The sequence below is a fragment of the Streptomyces sp. NPDC002809 genome (genome assembly GCF_040295435.1).
Classification (GTDB): Bacteria; Actinomycetota; Actinomycetes; order Streptomycetales; family Streptomycetaceae; genus Streptomyces.
This window is the reverse complement of record NZ_JBEOVJ010000126.1, coordinates 1-15,284: the sequence shown is the minus strand read 5'-3', so window position 1 is coordinate 15,284 and position 15,284 is coordinate 1. Positions and strand designations below refer to the sequence as shown.

General features: G+C 71.5%; 12 protein-coding genes and 2 pseudogenes. 3 read left to right on the top strand and 11 right to left on the bottom strand.

All coding sequences use genetic code 11. The features are described 5' to 3' along the window. Positions 1–112 precede the first annotated feature (112 nt). The 5 genes from thpD to ABT025_RS37510 all read right to left on the bottom strand — a co-directional run bounded on the left by thpD (position 113) and on the right by ABT025_RS37510 (position 4,942). Positions 113–1,006 carry an ectoine hydroxylase gene (gene thpD, locus ABT025_RS37530; RefSeq protein ID WP_351003161.1) on the bottom strand — a complete coding sequence of 298 codons (894 nt, stop codon included), beginning with the start codon at positions 1,004–1,006 and terminating at the stop codon, positions 113–115. A gap of 6 nt (positions 1,007–1,012) precedes the next feature. Beyond that, positions 1,013–1,411: an ectoine synthase gene (locus ABT025_RS37525; protein ID WP_351003160.1), complete on the bottom strand. Its 399-nt coding sequence runs from the start codon at positions 1,409–1,411 to the stop codon at positions 1,013–1,015. 226 nt (positions 1,412–1,637) lie between these two features. Further along, positions 1,638–2,900 (bottom strand): diaminobutyrate--2-oxoglutarate transaminase, encoded by a 1,263-nt coding sequence (ectB, locus tag ABT025_RS37520; protein ID WP_351003159.1) that lies wholly within the window; start codon positions 2,898–2,900, stop codon positions 1,638–1,640. An 85-nt stretch (positions 2,901–2,985) separates the two neighbouring features. Further along, entirely contained in the window at positions 2,986–3,516 is a 531-nt protein-coding gene (gene ectA / locus ABT025_RS37515; protein ID WP_351003158.1) for a diaminobutyrate acetyltransferase, read from the bottom strand. A 319-nt stretch (positions 3,517–3,835) separates the two neighbouring features. Further along, positions 3,836–4,942, bottom strand: coding sequence for a pyridoxal-phosphate-dependent aminotransferase family protein (locus ABT025_RS37510; protein WP_351003157.1), 1,107 nt, complete (start codon positions 4,940–4,942; stop codon positions 3,836–3,838). Between the two features lie 170 nt (positions 4,943–5,112). On the opposite strand from ABT025_RS37510, the gene ABT025_RS37505 reads away from it, so the two are divergent. Further along, positions 5,113–6,213, top strand: coding sequence for an amidohydrolase family protein (locus ABT025_RS37505; protein ID WP_351003156.1), 1,101 nt, complete (start codon positions 5,113–5,115; stop codon positions 6,211–6,213). A gap of 364 nt (positions 6,214–6,577) precedes the next feature. After that, entirely contained in the window at positions 6,578–7,798 is a 1,221-nt protein-coding gene (locus ABT025_RS37500) for an SCO1860 family LAETG-anchored protein (RefSeq protein WP_351003155.1), read from the top strand. A 424-nt stretch (positions 7,799–8,222) separates the two neighbouring features. Here the strand turns inward: ABT025_RS37500 and cobC are convergent. The 4 genes and pseudogenes from cobC to cobM all read right to left on the bottom strand — a co-directional run. After that, a pseudogene (gene cobC / locus ABT025_RS37495) lies at positions 8,223–9,332 on the bottom strand (Rv2231c family histidinol phosphate aminotransferase CobC); the annotation flags it as partial. Continuing rightward, positions 9,301–10,209: a sirohydrochlorin chelatase gene (locus ABT025_RS37490; RefSeq protein WP_351003162.1), complete on the bottom strand. Its 909-nt coding sequence runs from the start codon at positions 10,207–10,209 to the stop codon at positions 9,301–9,303. The gene ABT025_RS37490 and the pseudogene cobC, both read right to left, overlap by 32 nt. A gap of 64 nt (positions 10,210–10,273) precedes the next feature. Beyond that, the gene (gene cobJ, locus ABT025_RS37485; protein ID WP_351003154.1) at positions 10,274–11,998 is read right to left on the bottom strand and encodes a precorrin-3B C(17)-methyltransferase; all 1,725 of its coding nucleotides are present in this window, start codon (positions 11,996–11,998) and stop codon (positions 10,274–10,276) included. Between the two features lie 79 nt (positions 11,999–12,077). Then, a complete protein-coding gene (gene cobM / locus ABT025_RS37480) occupies positions 12,078–12,917 on the bottom strand; it encodes a precorrin-4 C(11)-methyltransferase (RefSeq protein ID WP_351003153.1) in 840 nt (279 codons plus the stop codon). Between the two features lie 146 nt (positions 12,918–13,063). On the opposite strand from cobM, the gene ABT025_RS37475 reads away from it, so the two are divergent. Further along, entirely contained in the window at positions 13,064–13,786 is a 723-nt protein-coding gene (locus ABT025_RS37475; RefSeq protein WP_351003152.1) for a ZIP family metal transporter, read from the top strand. A gap of 5 nt (positions 13,787–13,791) precedes the next feature. On the opposite strand, the gene cobI is transcribed toward ABT025_RS37475, so the two are convergent. Next, complete coding sequence (gene cobI / locus ABT025_RS37470) at positions 13,792–14,541, bottom strand: precorrin-2 C(20)-methyltransferase (RefSeq protein WP_351003151.1); 750 nt, start codon at positions 14,539–14,541, stop codon at positions 13,792–13,794. Further along, positions 14,538–15,284 (bottom strand): annotated as a pseudogene (locus ABT025_RS37465) (cobyrinate a,c-diamide synthase); the annotation flags it as partial. The pseudogene ABT025_RS37465 and the gene cobI, both read right to left, overlap by 4 nt.

Genomic DNA, 15,284 nt, shown 5'->3' with positions numbered 1-15,284 from the left:
GTCATCGACCTCGTGATGCGACTCTCCGCCGAGGCCGCGGCCGCCGGCGGCTACTGCAAGGCCCTGATAGGGGACGGCATTCCGTCCCCCGCCCCCGCCGATACCGGGCGTCCTACCTCACCGGAGTGAAGTCCCGCGCCCCGATGAACTCAGGGCGGCGGATCGGCGCGGAGAACGGCTCCTCGGCCTTGTTCTCCACGCTGTTGAACACGATGAAGACGTTGCTGCGCGCGTACGGAGTGATGTTGTCGCCCGACCCGTGCATCGCGTTGCAGTCGAACCAGGTCGCCGAACCGGCCTTGCCCGTGAAGAGCTTGATGCCGTGCCGGTCGGCCATCTTCGTCAGCGCCTCGTCGGACGGGGTGCCCGCGTCCTGCATCTGCAGCGACTTCTTGTAGTTGTCCTTCGGCGTCTCACCGGCACAGCCGAGGAACGACTTGTGCGAGCCGGGCATGATCATCAGCCCGCCGTTGGTGTCGTAGTTCTCGGTCAGCGCGATCGACACGGACACCGCCCGCATGTTCGGCAGACCGTCCTCGGCGTGCCAGGTCTCGAAGTCCGAGTGCCAGTAGAACCCCGAGGCACCGAAACCGGGCTTGACGTTGATCCGCGACTGGTGGACGTACACGTCCGAGCCGAGGATCTGACGGGCCCGGCCCACCACGCGCTCGTCGCTGACGAGGCGGGCGAAGACCTCGCTGAGCCGGTGGACCTCGAAGACCGACCGTACGGAATCCGACTTCGGCTCGATGATCGAGCGCTCGTCGGCCCGCACGGCCGGATCGGCGATCAGCCGTTCCAGCTCGGCGTGGTAGCCGGTCACCTCGTCCGGGGTGACCAGCTGGTCGACGGTGAGGAATCCGTCGCGCTCGAAGCCCTGGAGCTCCTTGGCGGCGACCGGACCCGGTGCGCCCGGCGCGGACCAGATGACCGGGTCCTGGCGGGGAGTGGTCATCTCGGCGGCGCCGCGCGACGGGTACAGGTCGGCACGTACATCAGTGGTCATGGGGGTTCAGCCCTCCTCGGTCAGCAGCGGGTAGACACCGTTCTCGTCGTGCTCCTCCCGTCCGGTGACGGGCGGATTGAACACACAGACACAGCGGAAGTCCGTCTTGGGACGCATGGTGTGGTGCTCATGGCCGTTGAGCAGGTACATCGTGCCGGGAGTGATCCAGTGCTTCTCGCCGGTCTCGTCATTGGTGAGCTCGGCCTCGCCCTCGACGCACAGGACCGCCTCGATGTGGTTGGCGTACCACATCGACGTCTCGGTACCTGCGTACATCGTGGTCTCGTGGAGCGAGAAGCCCACCTTCTCCTGGGCGAGCAGGATGCGCTTGCTCTCCCAGGTGCCTGAGGCGGCCTTCACATGCCGGTCGGTGTTCTCGATGTCACTGAACGATCGGACGATCACGGTGGGTCAGTGCCTTTCTCTCTACGGTGTCTCTCGTCGGGCCCGCCCGGGGCGGCCCCGGGTCAGGGGCGGCCGGGTGGCCTCGGACCGGGCGGCCACGCCCCGGCACGCACGCTTCCGGCGCTGTCGTCGGTCGCCGACGCTCCGCGTCGACTCCCTCCGCCGCCTCGGCATCGCACGCACCGGACCGCGTCGGCTCTCCGGTCCGCTGTCACCCGACCGCCTCTCAGGCGGTCTCGCGGACGGAGCGGGCCAGCGTGCGCAGGCCCTCGTCCAGCTCCTCGGGGGTGATGGTCAGCGGCGGCAGCAGCTTCACGACCTCGCTCTGCGGGCCGGAGGTCTCCAGCAGCAGTCCCAGCTCGAACGCGCGGGCGCACACGGCCGAAGCGCGCGCCGGGTCGTTGAACTCCAGGCCCCACACCAGTCCACGGCCGCGGAACTGTGCGGTGTCGTGCTCGCCGCAGATCGCCAGCAGCGCCGACTCGACCTGCTCGCCGCGGGCCAGCGTCTGCTTCTCCATCTGGCCGTCGGCCCAGTAGGCGTCGAGCGCGGCCGCGGCGGTGACGAACGCCGGGTTGTTGCCGCGGAAGGTGCCGTTGTGCTCACCCGGCTCCCAGATGTCCAGCTCGGGCTCGAACAGGCAGAGCGACATGGGCATCCCGTAGCCGCTGATGGACTTCGACAGCGTCACGATGTCCGGCGTGATGCCGGCCTCCTCGAAGGAGAAGAAGCTGCCGGTACGCCCGCAGCCCATCTGGATGTCGTCGACGATCAGCAGCATGTCCTGGCGGTGGCACAGGTCCTGGAGCGCACGCAGCCACTCGGCGCGGGCGACGTTGATGCCGCCCTCGCCCTGGACGGTCTCCACGATCACGGCCGCGGGCTTGTTGAGGCCGGAGCCCTGGTCCTCCAGGAGCCTCTCGAACCAGAGGAAGTCGGGGACCTGGCCGTCGAAGTAGTTGTCGAACGGCATCGGCGTGCCGTGCACCAGCGGAATGCCGGCCCCGGCCCGCTTGAAGGCGTTGCCGGTGACGGCCAGCGAGCCGAGCGACATGCCGTGGAAGGCGTTGGTGAACGAGACGACGGACTCGCGGCCCTTGACCTTGCGGGCGAGCTTCAGCGCCGACTCGACCGCGTTGGTGCCGGTCGGGCCGGGGAACATCACCTTGTACGGCAGGTCGCGCGGCCGCAGGATGACGTTCTGGAAGGTCTCGAGGAAGGCCCGTTTGGCGGTGGTCGCCATGTCGAGGCCGTGGGTGATGCCGTCGCGCTCGATGTAGTCGATCAGCGCGCGCTTCAGCACCGGGTTGTTGTGGCCGTAGTTGAGGGAACCGGCTCCGGCGAAGAAGTCGAGGTACGAGTGGCCGTCCTCGTCGGTCAGCCGGGCGCCCTGCGCACGGTCGAAGACGGCGGGCCAGGCGCGGCAGTAGCTCCGTACCTCGGACTCCAGGGTCTCGAAGACACTGAGGGCGGGCGGGGTGATGGTCACAGCGGGTCTCCTGCGTGAGGGGGGTTGTGACGGGCGGCGGTGAAGGTGACTGCGACGGACTCTGTCCATCGGTGGAAGTGCCTGCTCAGGCGTGGAACGGGCCGATGCGGTAGAGCACTTCCGGCAGATGGGTGTCCTCGGGGAACAGGTCGCCGTCGAAGAGCACCTCACGCTCCAGCGTCACGTCGTGGCGCTGCGCGTAGGAGGTGAACAGGCGGTCCGATGCCTTGTTGTCCGGGGTGACGGTCGTCTCGACCGAGGCGAGGCCCTGTTCACCGGCGACACGAGCCGTCAGTGCGTCCAACAGCTTCGCCGCCAGCCCGGTCCCGCGGTGGCCGTGGTCGACGGCCACCTGCCAGACGACGAGCGTCTCCGGGCGGTCCGGCCTGATGTACCCCGTCACGAAGGCGACCGGGGAGCCGGTCTCGTCGCGGGCGACCACGGAGGTCGCCGCGAAGTCACGGCACCACAGCAGGTAGCTGTACGAGGAGTTGAGGTCCAGGACCTCGGAGTCGCGGGCAATGCGCCAGATCGCGGCTCCGTCCTCCACTCGTGGGATGTCGATGGTGATGAATTCGCTTCGGGCACGGGCAAATTCTGCTGGTGCGGCGGTCATGTGAATTGAATTTACCCAGCAAAAATCGAAATTGCATCGAGGCAGGGGGTTGGGTGACGCGGCTCCTTGTGTTATCACGCGAGTGTGCGCCCCGGCGCGAACCGGCTACCTTTTCTGCCGATTTGGCATGCATTTATCCGGCATAACACCCCTGGTGTGGAGTCGGTCACAAGGTGGTAACTCTCGTGAGACGCAACCGAATTGTGCAGATCGATCGCCCTGGAAACTGGGGTGTTTAGGCCTCTGGATTCCGGGCAGAAGAATGCGGGGAGCTGCTCTGAATAAGGCGGCTCCCCGCATTCTTGGAATACGTCGGAATCTATTCGCTGGGCCAGGTTTCCGAAACGGCCTTGCGGGCAGCTTCCAGATCGACCTGCCGGCCGCCGTCGGCCAGCGCCGCCCCCAGAGCCGCGAGCGAGGAGAGCACCGCGCCCCGCGTCGCATCCACCCCGTAGTGATTGACCCGGATCATCTCCTTCGACAGCGCCCCGCCCCCCGCGATGAGCGGCAGCGACGGGTCGGCCGCGAGCGCCTGCGCGACCAGGTCCGAGGCGTCCACGCCCTCGGGAGCGCGCAGCGTGGTCGCCACCGGGGCCGCGTCCCTGGCCTCGCGCACATACGGCGCCAGGCCGCCGCCCAGCGCCACCGCACCGGCCCGGGTCGCGGCGGCCGCCGCCGCGTGACGGGCCATCACCGCGTCCAGGCCCTCAGCCTCGATCCGCTCCGCACAGGCTTCGAGCGCCAGCATCTCCAGCTGGGCCGGCGCGTGCAGCAGCGCCTTGCGGCCGCCGTCGATCCAGCGCTCCTTCCAGTCCAGCAGAGAGAGGTAGGAACGGCGCGGGGCCTGCGGGTTGGCGGCGATCCGCTCCCAGGCCCGCGCGCTCACCGACACAGCCGACACCCCGGCCGGGCCGCCCATCGCCTTCTGCGCCCCGATCACGCACAGGTCCACACCCCACGCGTCCGGCAGCAGCGGCTCGGCGCCCACCGAGGCGACGGCGTCCAGCATGAACAGCGCCCCGTGCGCCCGGACGACCTCACCGATCTCCGCGACCGGATTGGTGTTGCCGGTCGCGGCCTCCGCGTGGACCAGGGAGACGAAGTCGATCTCCGGGTGCGCGGCCAGTGCCTCGGCGACCTGGGCGGCGGTCACGGCCGTGTGGAACGGCACCGCGAGATCGATGACCTCGGCGCCGCAGTCGCGCAGCCAGTTGCCGAACGTCTGCCCGTACGGCCCCGTGACGACGTTCAGCGCCGTCGAACCGGGCCGGGCGCCGCCCCTGATGCAGCCTTCGAGAGGCAGGAGCGCCTCGCCCTGCATGATGACGACGTCCTGCTCGGTGGCGAGGAGACCGGCCACCCGCCGCTCGATCGCCGCGAAATGCGCGGCGGTGAGCGGGGTCAGGTCGAGGAAGGGGTGCGTCACGGTGGTGCTCTCTTCGGGATCGGATCGGTGTGCGGCCCGGCCTGCGAGCCAGGCCTGCACCGAGGGTACCGAGCGCTCCGGGGGCTCCCCGGACCCGTCTGCCGGATCGGGCCGGACAGGGCGCGGCGCCGGGTCCGGTGCCCCGTGCGGTGCCTCGTACAGTGCTGCTCATGAGTGATCACGAGGCGCCGCGGGTGCTGCATGTGAAGGGGCGGGTGCTCGTCGGACCCGAGGAGGTCAGGGACGAGCTCTGGGCGGTCGACGGGCGCATCTCGTACGAGCGGCCCCCCGGCGCGGACGACGCGGTCGTCATCACCGGCTGGGCCCTGCCGGGGCTGGTCGACGCCCACTGTCACGTCGGGCTCGACCATCACGGCGCCGTCGACGCGGCGACGACCGAGAAGCAGGCCCTCGACGACCGGGAAGCGGGCGCGCTGCTCCTGCGGGACGCGGGCTCACCCGCGGACACCCGGTGGATCGACGACCGCGAGGACCTGCCGAAGATCATCAGGGCGGGGCGGCACATCGCCAGGACCCGGCGCTACACCCGCAACTACGCCCATGAGATCGAGCCCGACGAACTCGTGGCGTACGTGGCGCAGGAGGCGCGCCGCGGGGACGGCTGGGTGAAGCTGGTCGGCGACTGGATCGACCGCGAGGTGGGCGACCTGACCGCCTGCTGGCCGCGCGCGGAGGTCGGGGCGGCGATCGCCGAGGCGCACCGGCTGGGTGCCCGGGTCACCGCACACTGTTTCGCCGAGGACTCGCTGCGTGATCTCGTCGAGGCCGGGATCGACTGCATCGAGCATGCGACCGGGCTGACCGAGGAGACCATTCCGCTCTTCGCCGAGCGCGGGGTCGCGATCGTCCCCACCCTGGTCAACATCGCCACCTTCCCCTCGCTCGCGCAGGGCGGTGACGCCAAGTACCCCCGCTGGTCCGCCCATATGCGCCGGCTGCACGAGCGCCGGTACGACACCGTGCGCGCCGCCTACGACGCCGGGATCCCGGTGTTCGTCGGGACGGACGCCGGCGGGGTGCTCGCCCACGGGCTGGTGGCCGACGAGGTCGCCGAGCTCGTCAAGGCCGGCATCCCGGCGCTGGAGGCGCTGTCCGCGACGACGTGGGGAGCCAGGGCGTGGCTCGGCCGGCCCGGCCTGGAGGAGGGTGCCCCGGCCGACCTGGTGGTGTACGACCGGGATCCGCGTGCGGACGTGCGCGTGCTGGCGGCCCCGCGACGGGTCGTGCTGAACGGGCGCGTGATCGGCTGACCGCCGTGTCCCGGGTACGGACCGTGCCGGGACGGGCACGGCGCGCACCCGGGACGGGCCCGGCGTGCACCGTGTTGACCGGCAGTGACCGGGCGCGGATCCGCTCGTTGAATCACCTCCCGTCTCCCGCGCGGAGGCCGTCCGGGCCGCCCGCGCTGGGTGAAACGGGTGAACGCGAGGAACGTACGTGCCGGAATATTCGAATACAGGCACGGAAACCCCCCTTTGGGGTGAACTCACCTCAGGTATCTGCCAGTTCACCCTCTGTGCGTAAAGATTCACGGAGTCGAGGCCACCGGTGCCCGCGATGTCCCCCATTGGACGGCGCCGGTGGCTCCATGTCTCTTGTGGGGGTTCCACCATCTTGAACAGCAACACCTTCCGCCTCGCCGCCCTGGCGGTCGCCGCCGCTCCCGTCGCCCTGCTGGTCGCCGTCCCGGCGCAGGCCACCACCGCGACCGTCAGCCCGGCCACCACCACGACCACCGGCGACGGGGAGGCGAGCGCGGTCGTGCTCCGTACCGCACTCGACGTCTCGCTCCTGAACAAGACGATCGATGTGCCGCTCAAGGCGACGCTCAACGAGGTGCACGCCCCGCGGAGCGCCGAGAAGACCGCACTCACCGTGAAGCTCGACGGAGTGCAGGGCGGGCAGCCGGTCAGTGTGCTGCGGGCCGATGTGGCCACGGCGAAGGCGACCGTCGGCAAGCACCGTGCCGTGGGCTACAGCAATGTGGTGAAGGCGCGACTGCACCTGCCGGGTCTGCCGGCGCTCTCGCTGATCGAGGTCGAGCAGGTCACCTCCAAGGCGGTCTGCGAGGTGGGCCACAAGCCGGTCGCCGAGTCGAACGTGCTGGGGCACGTGAACGTCCTCGGCAAGCTGATCACCCTCACCGCCTCAGGCACCACGCAGGTCGAGGTGCCGGGCGTCGGCGAGGTGACGCTCGACCTGTCGAAGACGAGCACGACCTCACGCACCGCGGCTGCGGTGGCGCTCCAGTTGAAGGTCTCGGTCAACCCGCTCAAGCTGAACGTCGCCGACGTGAAGGGCGAGGTCACCCTCGCGGAGGCCACCTGCCGGACGCCGAAGGCGTCGGCCGGCACGGGTGGCGGGGAGAACGGCGGCGGGGAGAACGGCGGCAGTGACGGCGGCAGTGACGGCGGCAGTGACGGCGGCGGTTCGAGTGACGGTGGTTCGTCCGATGGTGGGTCGGACAACGGTGGCTCGTCCGATGGTGGGTCGGGCAACGGTGGTTCGACCGACGGCGGTTCGGGCAACGGTGGTTCGACCGACGGCGGTTCGGGCAACGGCGGTTCCACCGACGGCGGATCCGGCACCGCGGGCTCCACGGCCGGCTCCACCGCGGGCTCCACGGCCGGCTCCACGGCCGGCGACACCGGCGGTGACGGCAGCGGTGTGAAGCCCCAGACCGGCACGGGTCACGCGCCCCAGTCCGCCGTCGACGCCGACCTCGCAGAGACGGGCAGCAGCTCCACCACACCGTACGTCGCCGGTGGTGCCGCCCTCCTGCTGGCAGTCGGAGCCGGTGCGATGGTCGTGGCCCGGCGGCGCGCGCAGGACTGACACCTGGCGGAACGCATTACCGCCCGAGGGGAAGGCCGGGGGGCCGTAGGGGAAGAGGGCGGGGTAGGGAGCGGTGCTCTGCGTGCGGAGCACCGCTCCTGGTGTGAGCGGCGCTCCGGGTATGAGCGGCACTTCGGGCGTGAGCGCTGCTTCGCACGCAGAGCACCGCTCCCCGTGTGAGCACTGCTCCCGGCAGGAGCGCTAGTCCGCACACAGAGCGCTACTCCGAACACAGAGCACTGCTCCGCACGCGGGGCGCTACTCCGCACACAGAGCACCGCCCCCTGCGTGAGCACCGCTCCCGGCAGAGCACCGCTCTCATACGGAGCACCGCCCCTCGGCGTGAGCGCCGCTCCGTATCCAGAGCGCCGGCAAGGGGGCGACACGTGTCAGGGGTTTGGCAGGGCCGTCGTCGCCGACCCAGTCAGCGGCTGACCGCGGACAGTGCCTGGAGTGCCTGGTCGAACGCCTGCAGGAAGCGGTTGGTCGTCGTGCGGTCCCGCACGGCCAGCCGCAGCCACTCGGCGCCGAGCCCGGGAAACGTATCGCCGCGCCGGGCCGCGAAGCCCAGCATCCGCAGCCGCTCACGTATCTCCGCGGCCCGCTCCAGCCGGACCAGCACGAACGGTCCCTGCGCCGGTTCCACCACCCGTATCTCGGTGAACTCCCGCAGACCCGCCACCAGATGGCAGCGGTCCACCGCGATCCGGTCGGCAGCCGCCGCAGCTTCGGCCAGTGCCCTCGGCTCCACACACGCCTCGGCCGCCGCCAGCGCCGGTGACGACACCGGCCACAACGGCTGCGCCTCCTCCAGCAGGCGGACGGTCTCCGGCGCGGCCGCAACGTAACCGATCCGCAGCCCGGCGAGCCCCCAGGTCTTGGTGAGGCTGCGCAGCACCACGAGCCCCGGGACGTCCGTACGGCCGCACAGCGCCTCGCGCTCGCCCGGCACCGCGTCCATGAAGGCCTCGTCGACCACCAGCGTCCGCCCGGGACGCGCCAGTTGCTCCAGCACGGCCGCGGGATGCAGTACGGACGTCGGGTTGGTCGGATTGCCGACCACCACCAGATCCGCGTCGGCCGGCACGGCGGCCGGATCCAGCCGGAAGCCCTCCTCGGCCCGCAGCAGCACCCGTCCCACCTCGTGCCCGGCCGCGCGAAGCGCCGCCTCCGGCTCGGTGAACTGCGGATGGACCACGACCGGCCGACGTGCCGGCAGTGCCCGCGCGATCAGCACGAACGCCTCCGCCGCACCCGCCGTCAACAGGAGCCGCTCCGGCGGCAGCCCGTGCCGTGCGGCGACCGCCGCACGCGCCGTGCGCCCGTCCGGGTACGCGGCGAGCTCGCCCAGGGACGCGGCTATCCGCTCCTTCAGCCAGGCCGGTGGGGTGCCGGCCCGTACGTTGACGGCGAGATCGGTCAGATCCCGGCCCCGTCCCCGTACCTCCGCGTCACCGTGGTGCCGCAGATCGTGCGCGCCCGCGCCTGTTGCGTCGGGGCTCTCAGTGGGAGTGTGCATGACCGCCATGGTGGGGGTGGTGGTGATGGCCGTCGTCGTCAGGGTGGAAGTGCGGCTGCTGCGGCAGTCCCACCTTGTCCTCGAAGCCCGGCAGTGCGATCCGGTACACGCAAGAGTCGCAGTTCATCCGCAGATCGCCCTTCACGGCCTCCCGGTAGCGCTCCATGACCAGATCGAGCAGTTCCTCCGCGGCGCCGATCACCTCGGCCGCCCGGACGTCCAGCTCCGGGTGGGCGGCGGCCCACTCCGTGGTCCGATGACGCACCCGGTCCGGCAGGATGCCCGTGAAGAGGAAGTACGGCAGAACGACTATGCGCCCCGCACCCAGCTTCACGCAACGGTCGAGACCGGACGGCACATCAGGAGCGGCCAGCGACACGAACGCCGTCTCCACACCCGCGTAGCCCCGGCCCTCCCAGAACAACCGCGCCGCCTTGTACACCTCGGCGTTGGCATCCGGGTCGGTGGAACCGCGCCCCACCAGCAGGATCGTCACCTCCGACCGGTCGGTGTCGCCCAGCACCTCGTCGACCCGCCGCTCCAGCACGTCGAGCAGCGCCGGATGCGGGCCGAGCGGACGTCCGTAGGTGTACGAGATGCCCGGGTGGCGCTCCTTCTCACGGCTCAGGGCCGCCGGGATGTCGCCCTTGGCGTGCCCGGCCGACACCAGCATCAGCGGAACGGCGGCGAAGTGCCTGACGCCCTGCTCGACGAGCTCGGCCACCGCGTCGCCGAGCGGGGGCGGCGACAGCTCGATGAAGCCGCCCGCGACGGGCAGTTGCGGGTTGCGGGCGCCGAGCTCGGCCACGAATTCACGGAAGGCGGCGGCCCCGCCCTCGTCCCGGGTGCCGTGGCCGGCAACGAGCAGTGCGGGCTGGGCGGACGGGGTGATCACGGGGTCTCCTCGGTGTTCATGGGTGGCGGGGGGAGGTGCGGGGGAGGGGCGGCGCGCCGGTTCACGGGGCCGTCTCCCGGGCCGGGGCGGCTGTGGCCGACTGCCAGCGGTAGCCTCGCGGGGTGACCATGCGGCCCGCGATCTCACGGGTGGCCGTGTTGCCGACGGTGACGACGGTCATCATGTCGACCGTCGCCGGGTCCAGGGTCGCCAGCGACGTCACCCGGCTGCTCTCGTCGGGGCGTGAGGCGTTGCGTACGACCCCGACCGGCGTGGCCGCCTCCCGGTGTTCGGACAGGATCGACAGCGCCTTGGGGAGCTGCCAGTCGCGGCCCCGGCTGCGCGGGTTGTAGAACGTCACGATGATGTCGGCCTCGGCCGCGGCCCGTACCCGACGCTCGATGACCTCCCACGGCGTGTGCAGATCGGAGAGGCTGATCGACACGTGGTCGTGTCCCAGCGGGGCGCCCAGGATCGCTGCCGCCGCCAGCGCGGCCGTCACACCCGGCACACCCACCACATCGATGTCGGCGCCCGCCTCGGCCAACGCGGGTGATGCCATCGCGTACACACCCGCGTCACCACTGCCGATCAGGGCCACCGCATGCCCCTTGCGCGCCTCAGAGACCGCGGTGAGGGCCCGCTCCTCCTCGGCGCCGAGCCCCGACTCCAGAACCGTCGTGCCCGGCCGCAGCAGATCCCTGATCTGGTCGACGTACTGGTCGAGCCCGACCAGCACCGACGCCCGCCGCAGCTCGTCACGGGCCCGCGGCGTCAGGAGGTCACGGGCCCCGGGTCCGAGCCCCACGACCGCGAGCCGTCCGCGCGGCGCCCGGCGCACCACCGCGCAGGTGGCCATCGCCGCCCGCCCCTCGGGCTGCGACTTCCGCTTCGGTACGAGGAGTTCACCGCCTCCGGCAAGCGCCGAGGCCTCCGCCACCGAGGGCGTGCCGACGGCGGCGAGCGGCGCGTCGGAAGGATGCGGCACCTCGATACGGGCCAGCTCCTCGGCCGGGTACGTCCGCAGAGGCACACCGAGCCGGGCGGCGGCGGCCACGATCCCCGGCTCCCCGGCCTTCGCGTCGACGGTCACCAGCTCCGCGACGCTCAGCGGCGAAAGCCCGGCCTCCTCCAGCGTGTTCCGGATCAGCCCGAGCACCTCGTCGGCGGGGGCGTCCCTGGACGCGCCGACCCCGACGGCGAGCGAGGCGGGCCGCAGCACCGCGGCCCGAGAGCCGAGTCCGACGATCCGGTCGGTGATGTGGAGCACCGCGGGGCCCGCCCCACCGGGGCCCACGTTCGGCGGCAGCGCGGGCAACGGCCACACCGTGTCCGCCCGCAACGTCACCGGCGCACCGTCCAGCATCGCCCGCGACACCCCCGCGACATCCCCTTCCACGGGGAGCCCCAGCATGTCGAGACCGGGAACGTCCACCGCGTCCGTCGCCGTCGTCACGACGGGCGCCGCGCCCAGCACCTCACCGACCGCCACCGCGAGGGCGTTCGCCCCGCCGCCGTGCCCGCCGAGCAGGGCCACCGCGTGACGCCCCGCCTCGTCGACACAGACGACACCCGGGTCCGCCGCCTTGTCCACGAGCAGCGGCGCGATCAGCCGGACCACGGCCCCCGTCGCCAGGAAGCACACGAGCTGCTCGCACTCGGCGAACGCCCGCTGCACGGCCTCGCGCACCGGGCCGTCGTAGACCACGGCACGGCCGGGCCAGGACGAGGCCAGCCGGTCACGGGCGACGGCGCCCGCCGCCGTCGCGGAGATCAGGCCGATCACTGGGTTGCTCCTTCGTTCGCACCGGCCGCGGAGCGGACGCCCCGCAGCGGAAAGACCGGACCGGCCGCGGCGAGCCGCGTCACGAGCCGGACCGCTGGGCGCGCAACTCGGCCCGCGCCGCCTTGTCCGCCTTGCGGTACCCGTGGAAATGACCCGGGTGGTAGAGGTGCGAACGGGTACCCGACGCCGACAGAGCCGGGCCGACGAGGAAGAGGGTGTGCTTCCAGAGCTTGTGCTCCTTCACCGTGGCCTCCAGCGTCTCGATCGTGCAGTGCAGGATCAGCTCCTCCGGCCACGTCGCCTGGTACGCGATCACCACGGGTGTGGAGGTCGGGTAGCCGCCCTCCAGCAGCTCCTGCGTCAACTGACCGGACCGGGCGGCCGACAGGAACAGCGCCATCGTCGTGCCGTGCCGGGCGAACTCCCGCACCTCCTCACCGGGCGGCATCGGCGTCTTGCCGCCGCCGAGCCGGGTCAGGATCACCGACTGGGCCACTTCGGGGATCGTCAGCTCGCGCTGCACGAGTGCCGCGACCGCCGAGAACGACGACACACCGGGCACGATCTCGACCGCGACACCCAGTTCGCGGCACCGGTCGACCTGTTCCTGCGTGCCGCCCCACAGCGCCGGGTCGCCGGAGTGGATCCTCGCGACCTTCAGCTCCTCGTCCGCGGCCCGCCGGTACACGGCGACGACCTCTTCGAGGGACATCTGCGCCGAGTCCAGGATCTCCGCACCCTCCCGGGCATGGTCGAGGACCTCCGCCTGCACCAGGCTGGCCGCCCAGATGACGACATCGGCGTCCGCGATGGCCCGCGCCGCCCGGAAGGTCAGCAGATCGGCGGCGCCGGGGCCGGCACCGACGAACGTCACGGTGCCGCGGGTGGGCGCGGCGGCTGCGTCGACTGCTTCGGACATGGGACGGGTCCTTTCGGAAAGCGGATCGGAGTCACGGATCGGAATCACGGATCGGAATCAGGAATCGGAAACATGAGGGAGAGGGGGACAGCGCTGCGGGCAACCTGCGGATGCGGGCACCGGGGTCAGTCGGCTAGCAAGAGCCCATGGCGGTGTTCGTCGCGCTCGGCGCGTTCCTGATGACCCTGGTCGGTGGCTGGGTCGCCCAGCGCGTCACCGACCGCCGCCACCTGGTGCTCGGATTCGCCGGCGGACTGATGCTCGGAGTCGTCGGCCTCGACCTGCTGCCGGAGGCCATCGAAGCCGCGGGCGGCCTCGTCTTCGGCGTACCGGCGGCCCTGCTGCTGTTCGTGGGCGGCTTCCTCTTCGCGCACCTGGTGGAGCGGCTGCTCGCCGTACGCCAGGCGGCACACGGAGCGAGCGAGGAACGGGTGCCCCAGGTCGGACTGACAGCGGCGGCCGCCATGGTCCTCCACAGCCTGATGGACGGCGTGGCGCTCGGCGCGGCCTTCCAGGTGGGCGGCGGCATGGGAGCGGCCGTCGCCCTCGCCGTCATCACCCACGACTTCGCCGACGGTTTCAACACCTACACGATCACCAGCCTGTACGGGAACGCCCGCCGCAAGGCCCTGACGATGCTGTACGCGGACGCGGCGGCGCCCGTCGTCGGCGCGGCGACGACGCTCGTGTTCACCCTTCCGGAGGAACTCCTCGGCTGCTATCTCGGCTTCTTCGGCGGCGCACTGCTCTACCTCGCCGCCGCCGAGATCCTGCCCGAGGCACACCACGACCACCCGGCCCGCTCGACCCTGCTGTGCACGGTCGCCGGAGTGGGGTTCATCTGGCTGGTGGTGGGCCTCGCGCAGTGACCGCCTCACAACTTGCCGCCCCGTCCGCCGTCGCGCGGCGCGGGCGCGATCAGCGTGGAGAGGTACGGCAACGGGCCGTCGGTCAGTTCCGCCGCCGGCCGGATCGACTCCTGCGGCAACCCGAGCGCCGAACCCCACACCGCGTCCTCGGTCCGCCCCGTCTCGCGCAGCGCCGTGGCGACCTCCTCGGCCAGCCGCCCGAACTTGTACGCGACGACCGTCCCCGGGCCCTCCAGCGCCTGCTTCAGCACCGCGGCCCCCGCCGTCACCGGCACCAGCGTCAACGGCTCGGTGCCCTCGGTCAGCACCGCGCCACTGCGCGCCGCCAGATCCTGCATCGCCGTGATCCCCGGCACCGTCACCACGGCCGTACCCGGCAGCAGCTCACCGATCGTCTGCGCGAGATACGTGAACGTCGAGTACACGTTGGGGTCGCCGATCGTCGCGAACGCCACCGAACCGTGCGTACGCAGCAGCTCCACGACCCGCGCACCAGCCGCGTCCCAGGCCGCCTCCCGGCGCGCCCGGTCCGTCCGCTCGTTGAGCGCGAACACGACCCGCACGACCTTCTCGGCCCCCACGTAGTGCAGCACCGTCGCCTCGGCGCGCCCCTGCTCACCCGTGTCCATCACCGGCACCACGACGACCGCCGCGTCCCGCAGGGCGTTGACGCCCTTGACGGTCACCAGCTCCGGATCGCCGGGCCCGACCCCGACCCCGACCAGCGTGCTCACGCCGCTGCGACTGTCCTTCATGCCGTGCACCTCTCAACGAATCGGCGGGCCGTACCGGGAGCCGAAGCCCAATGCGTATGCAGATAACTCGCGTGCACGCCCTGCCGGACGAACCCCTCCACGCGGCGCTCGGGCTGGTGCATGCCCCAGGCGGGCGCGTCCCCGGCACCGGGCTCCAGCACGGTGCGGTGGAACTCGTGCCCCCGCATCCGCGTCCCCGTAGCCGCCAGCACACTGTCGGAGAGCGCCACGGCGTCGCGGTAGCCGAGCGTCAGCCGCTCCGACATCCGCCCCTCGGCTTCCAGCACCCCGCACATCGGCAGCCCGTCCAGCGAGCTGCTCAGATACAGCAGCCCCGCACACTCGGCCGCCACCGGCGCCCCGGAGGCAGCGAGCTCCGCGACGGCCTTGCGCAACGGCTCGTTGGCGGACAGCTCCGGTGCGTACACCTCGGGAAACCCGCCCCCGATGACCAGCCCCCGGGTCCCGTCGGGCAGAGCCTCGTCCCGCAACGGATCGAACGGCACCACCTCGGCCCCGGCAGCGGCGAGCAGTTCGCTGTGCTCGGTGTAGGAGAAGGTGAAGGCCGCTCCGGCGGCGACGGCGACAACAGGAGCCCCGAAACGCGCCCCCTCCGGCCCGCTTCCCGGCCTTGCGGACGTACTTCCCAGCCCCTCCGGTGTACCGTCCGGCCCCGCCGGCGTTTGAGGCGCGGGGTCCGGGGCGGAGCCCCGGTTACGGGAAGGGGCGGGCAGGGGACAAGA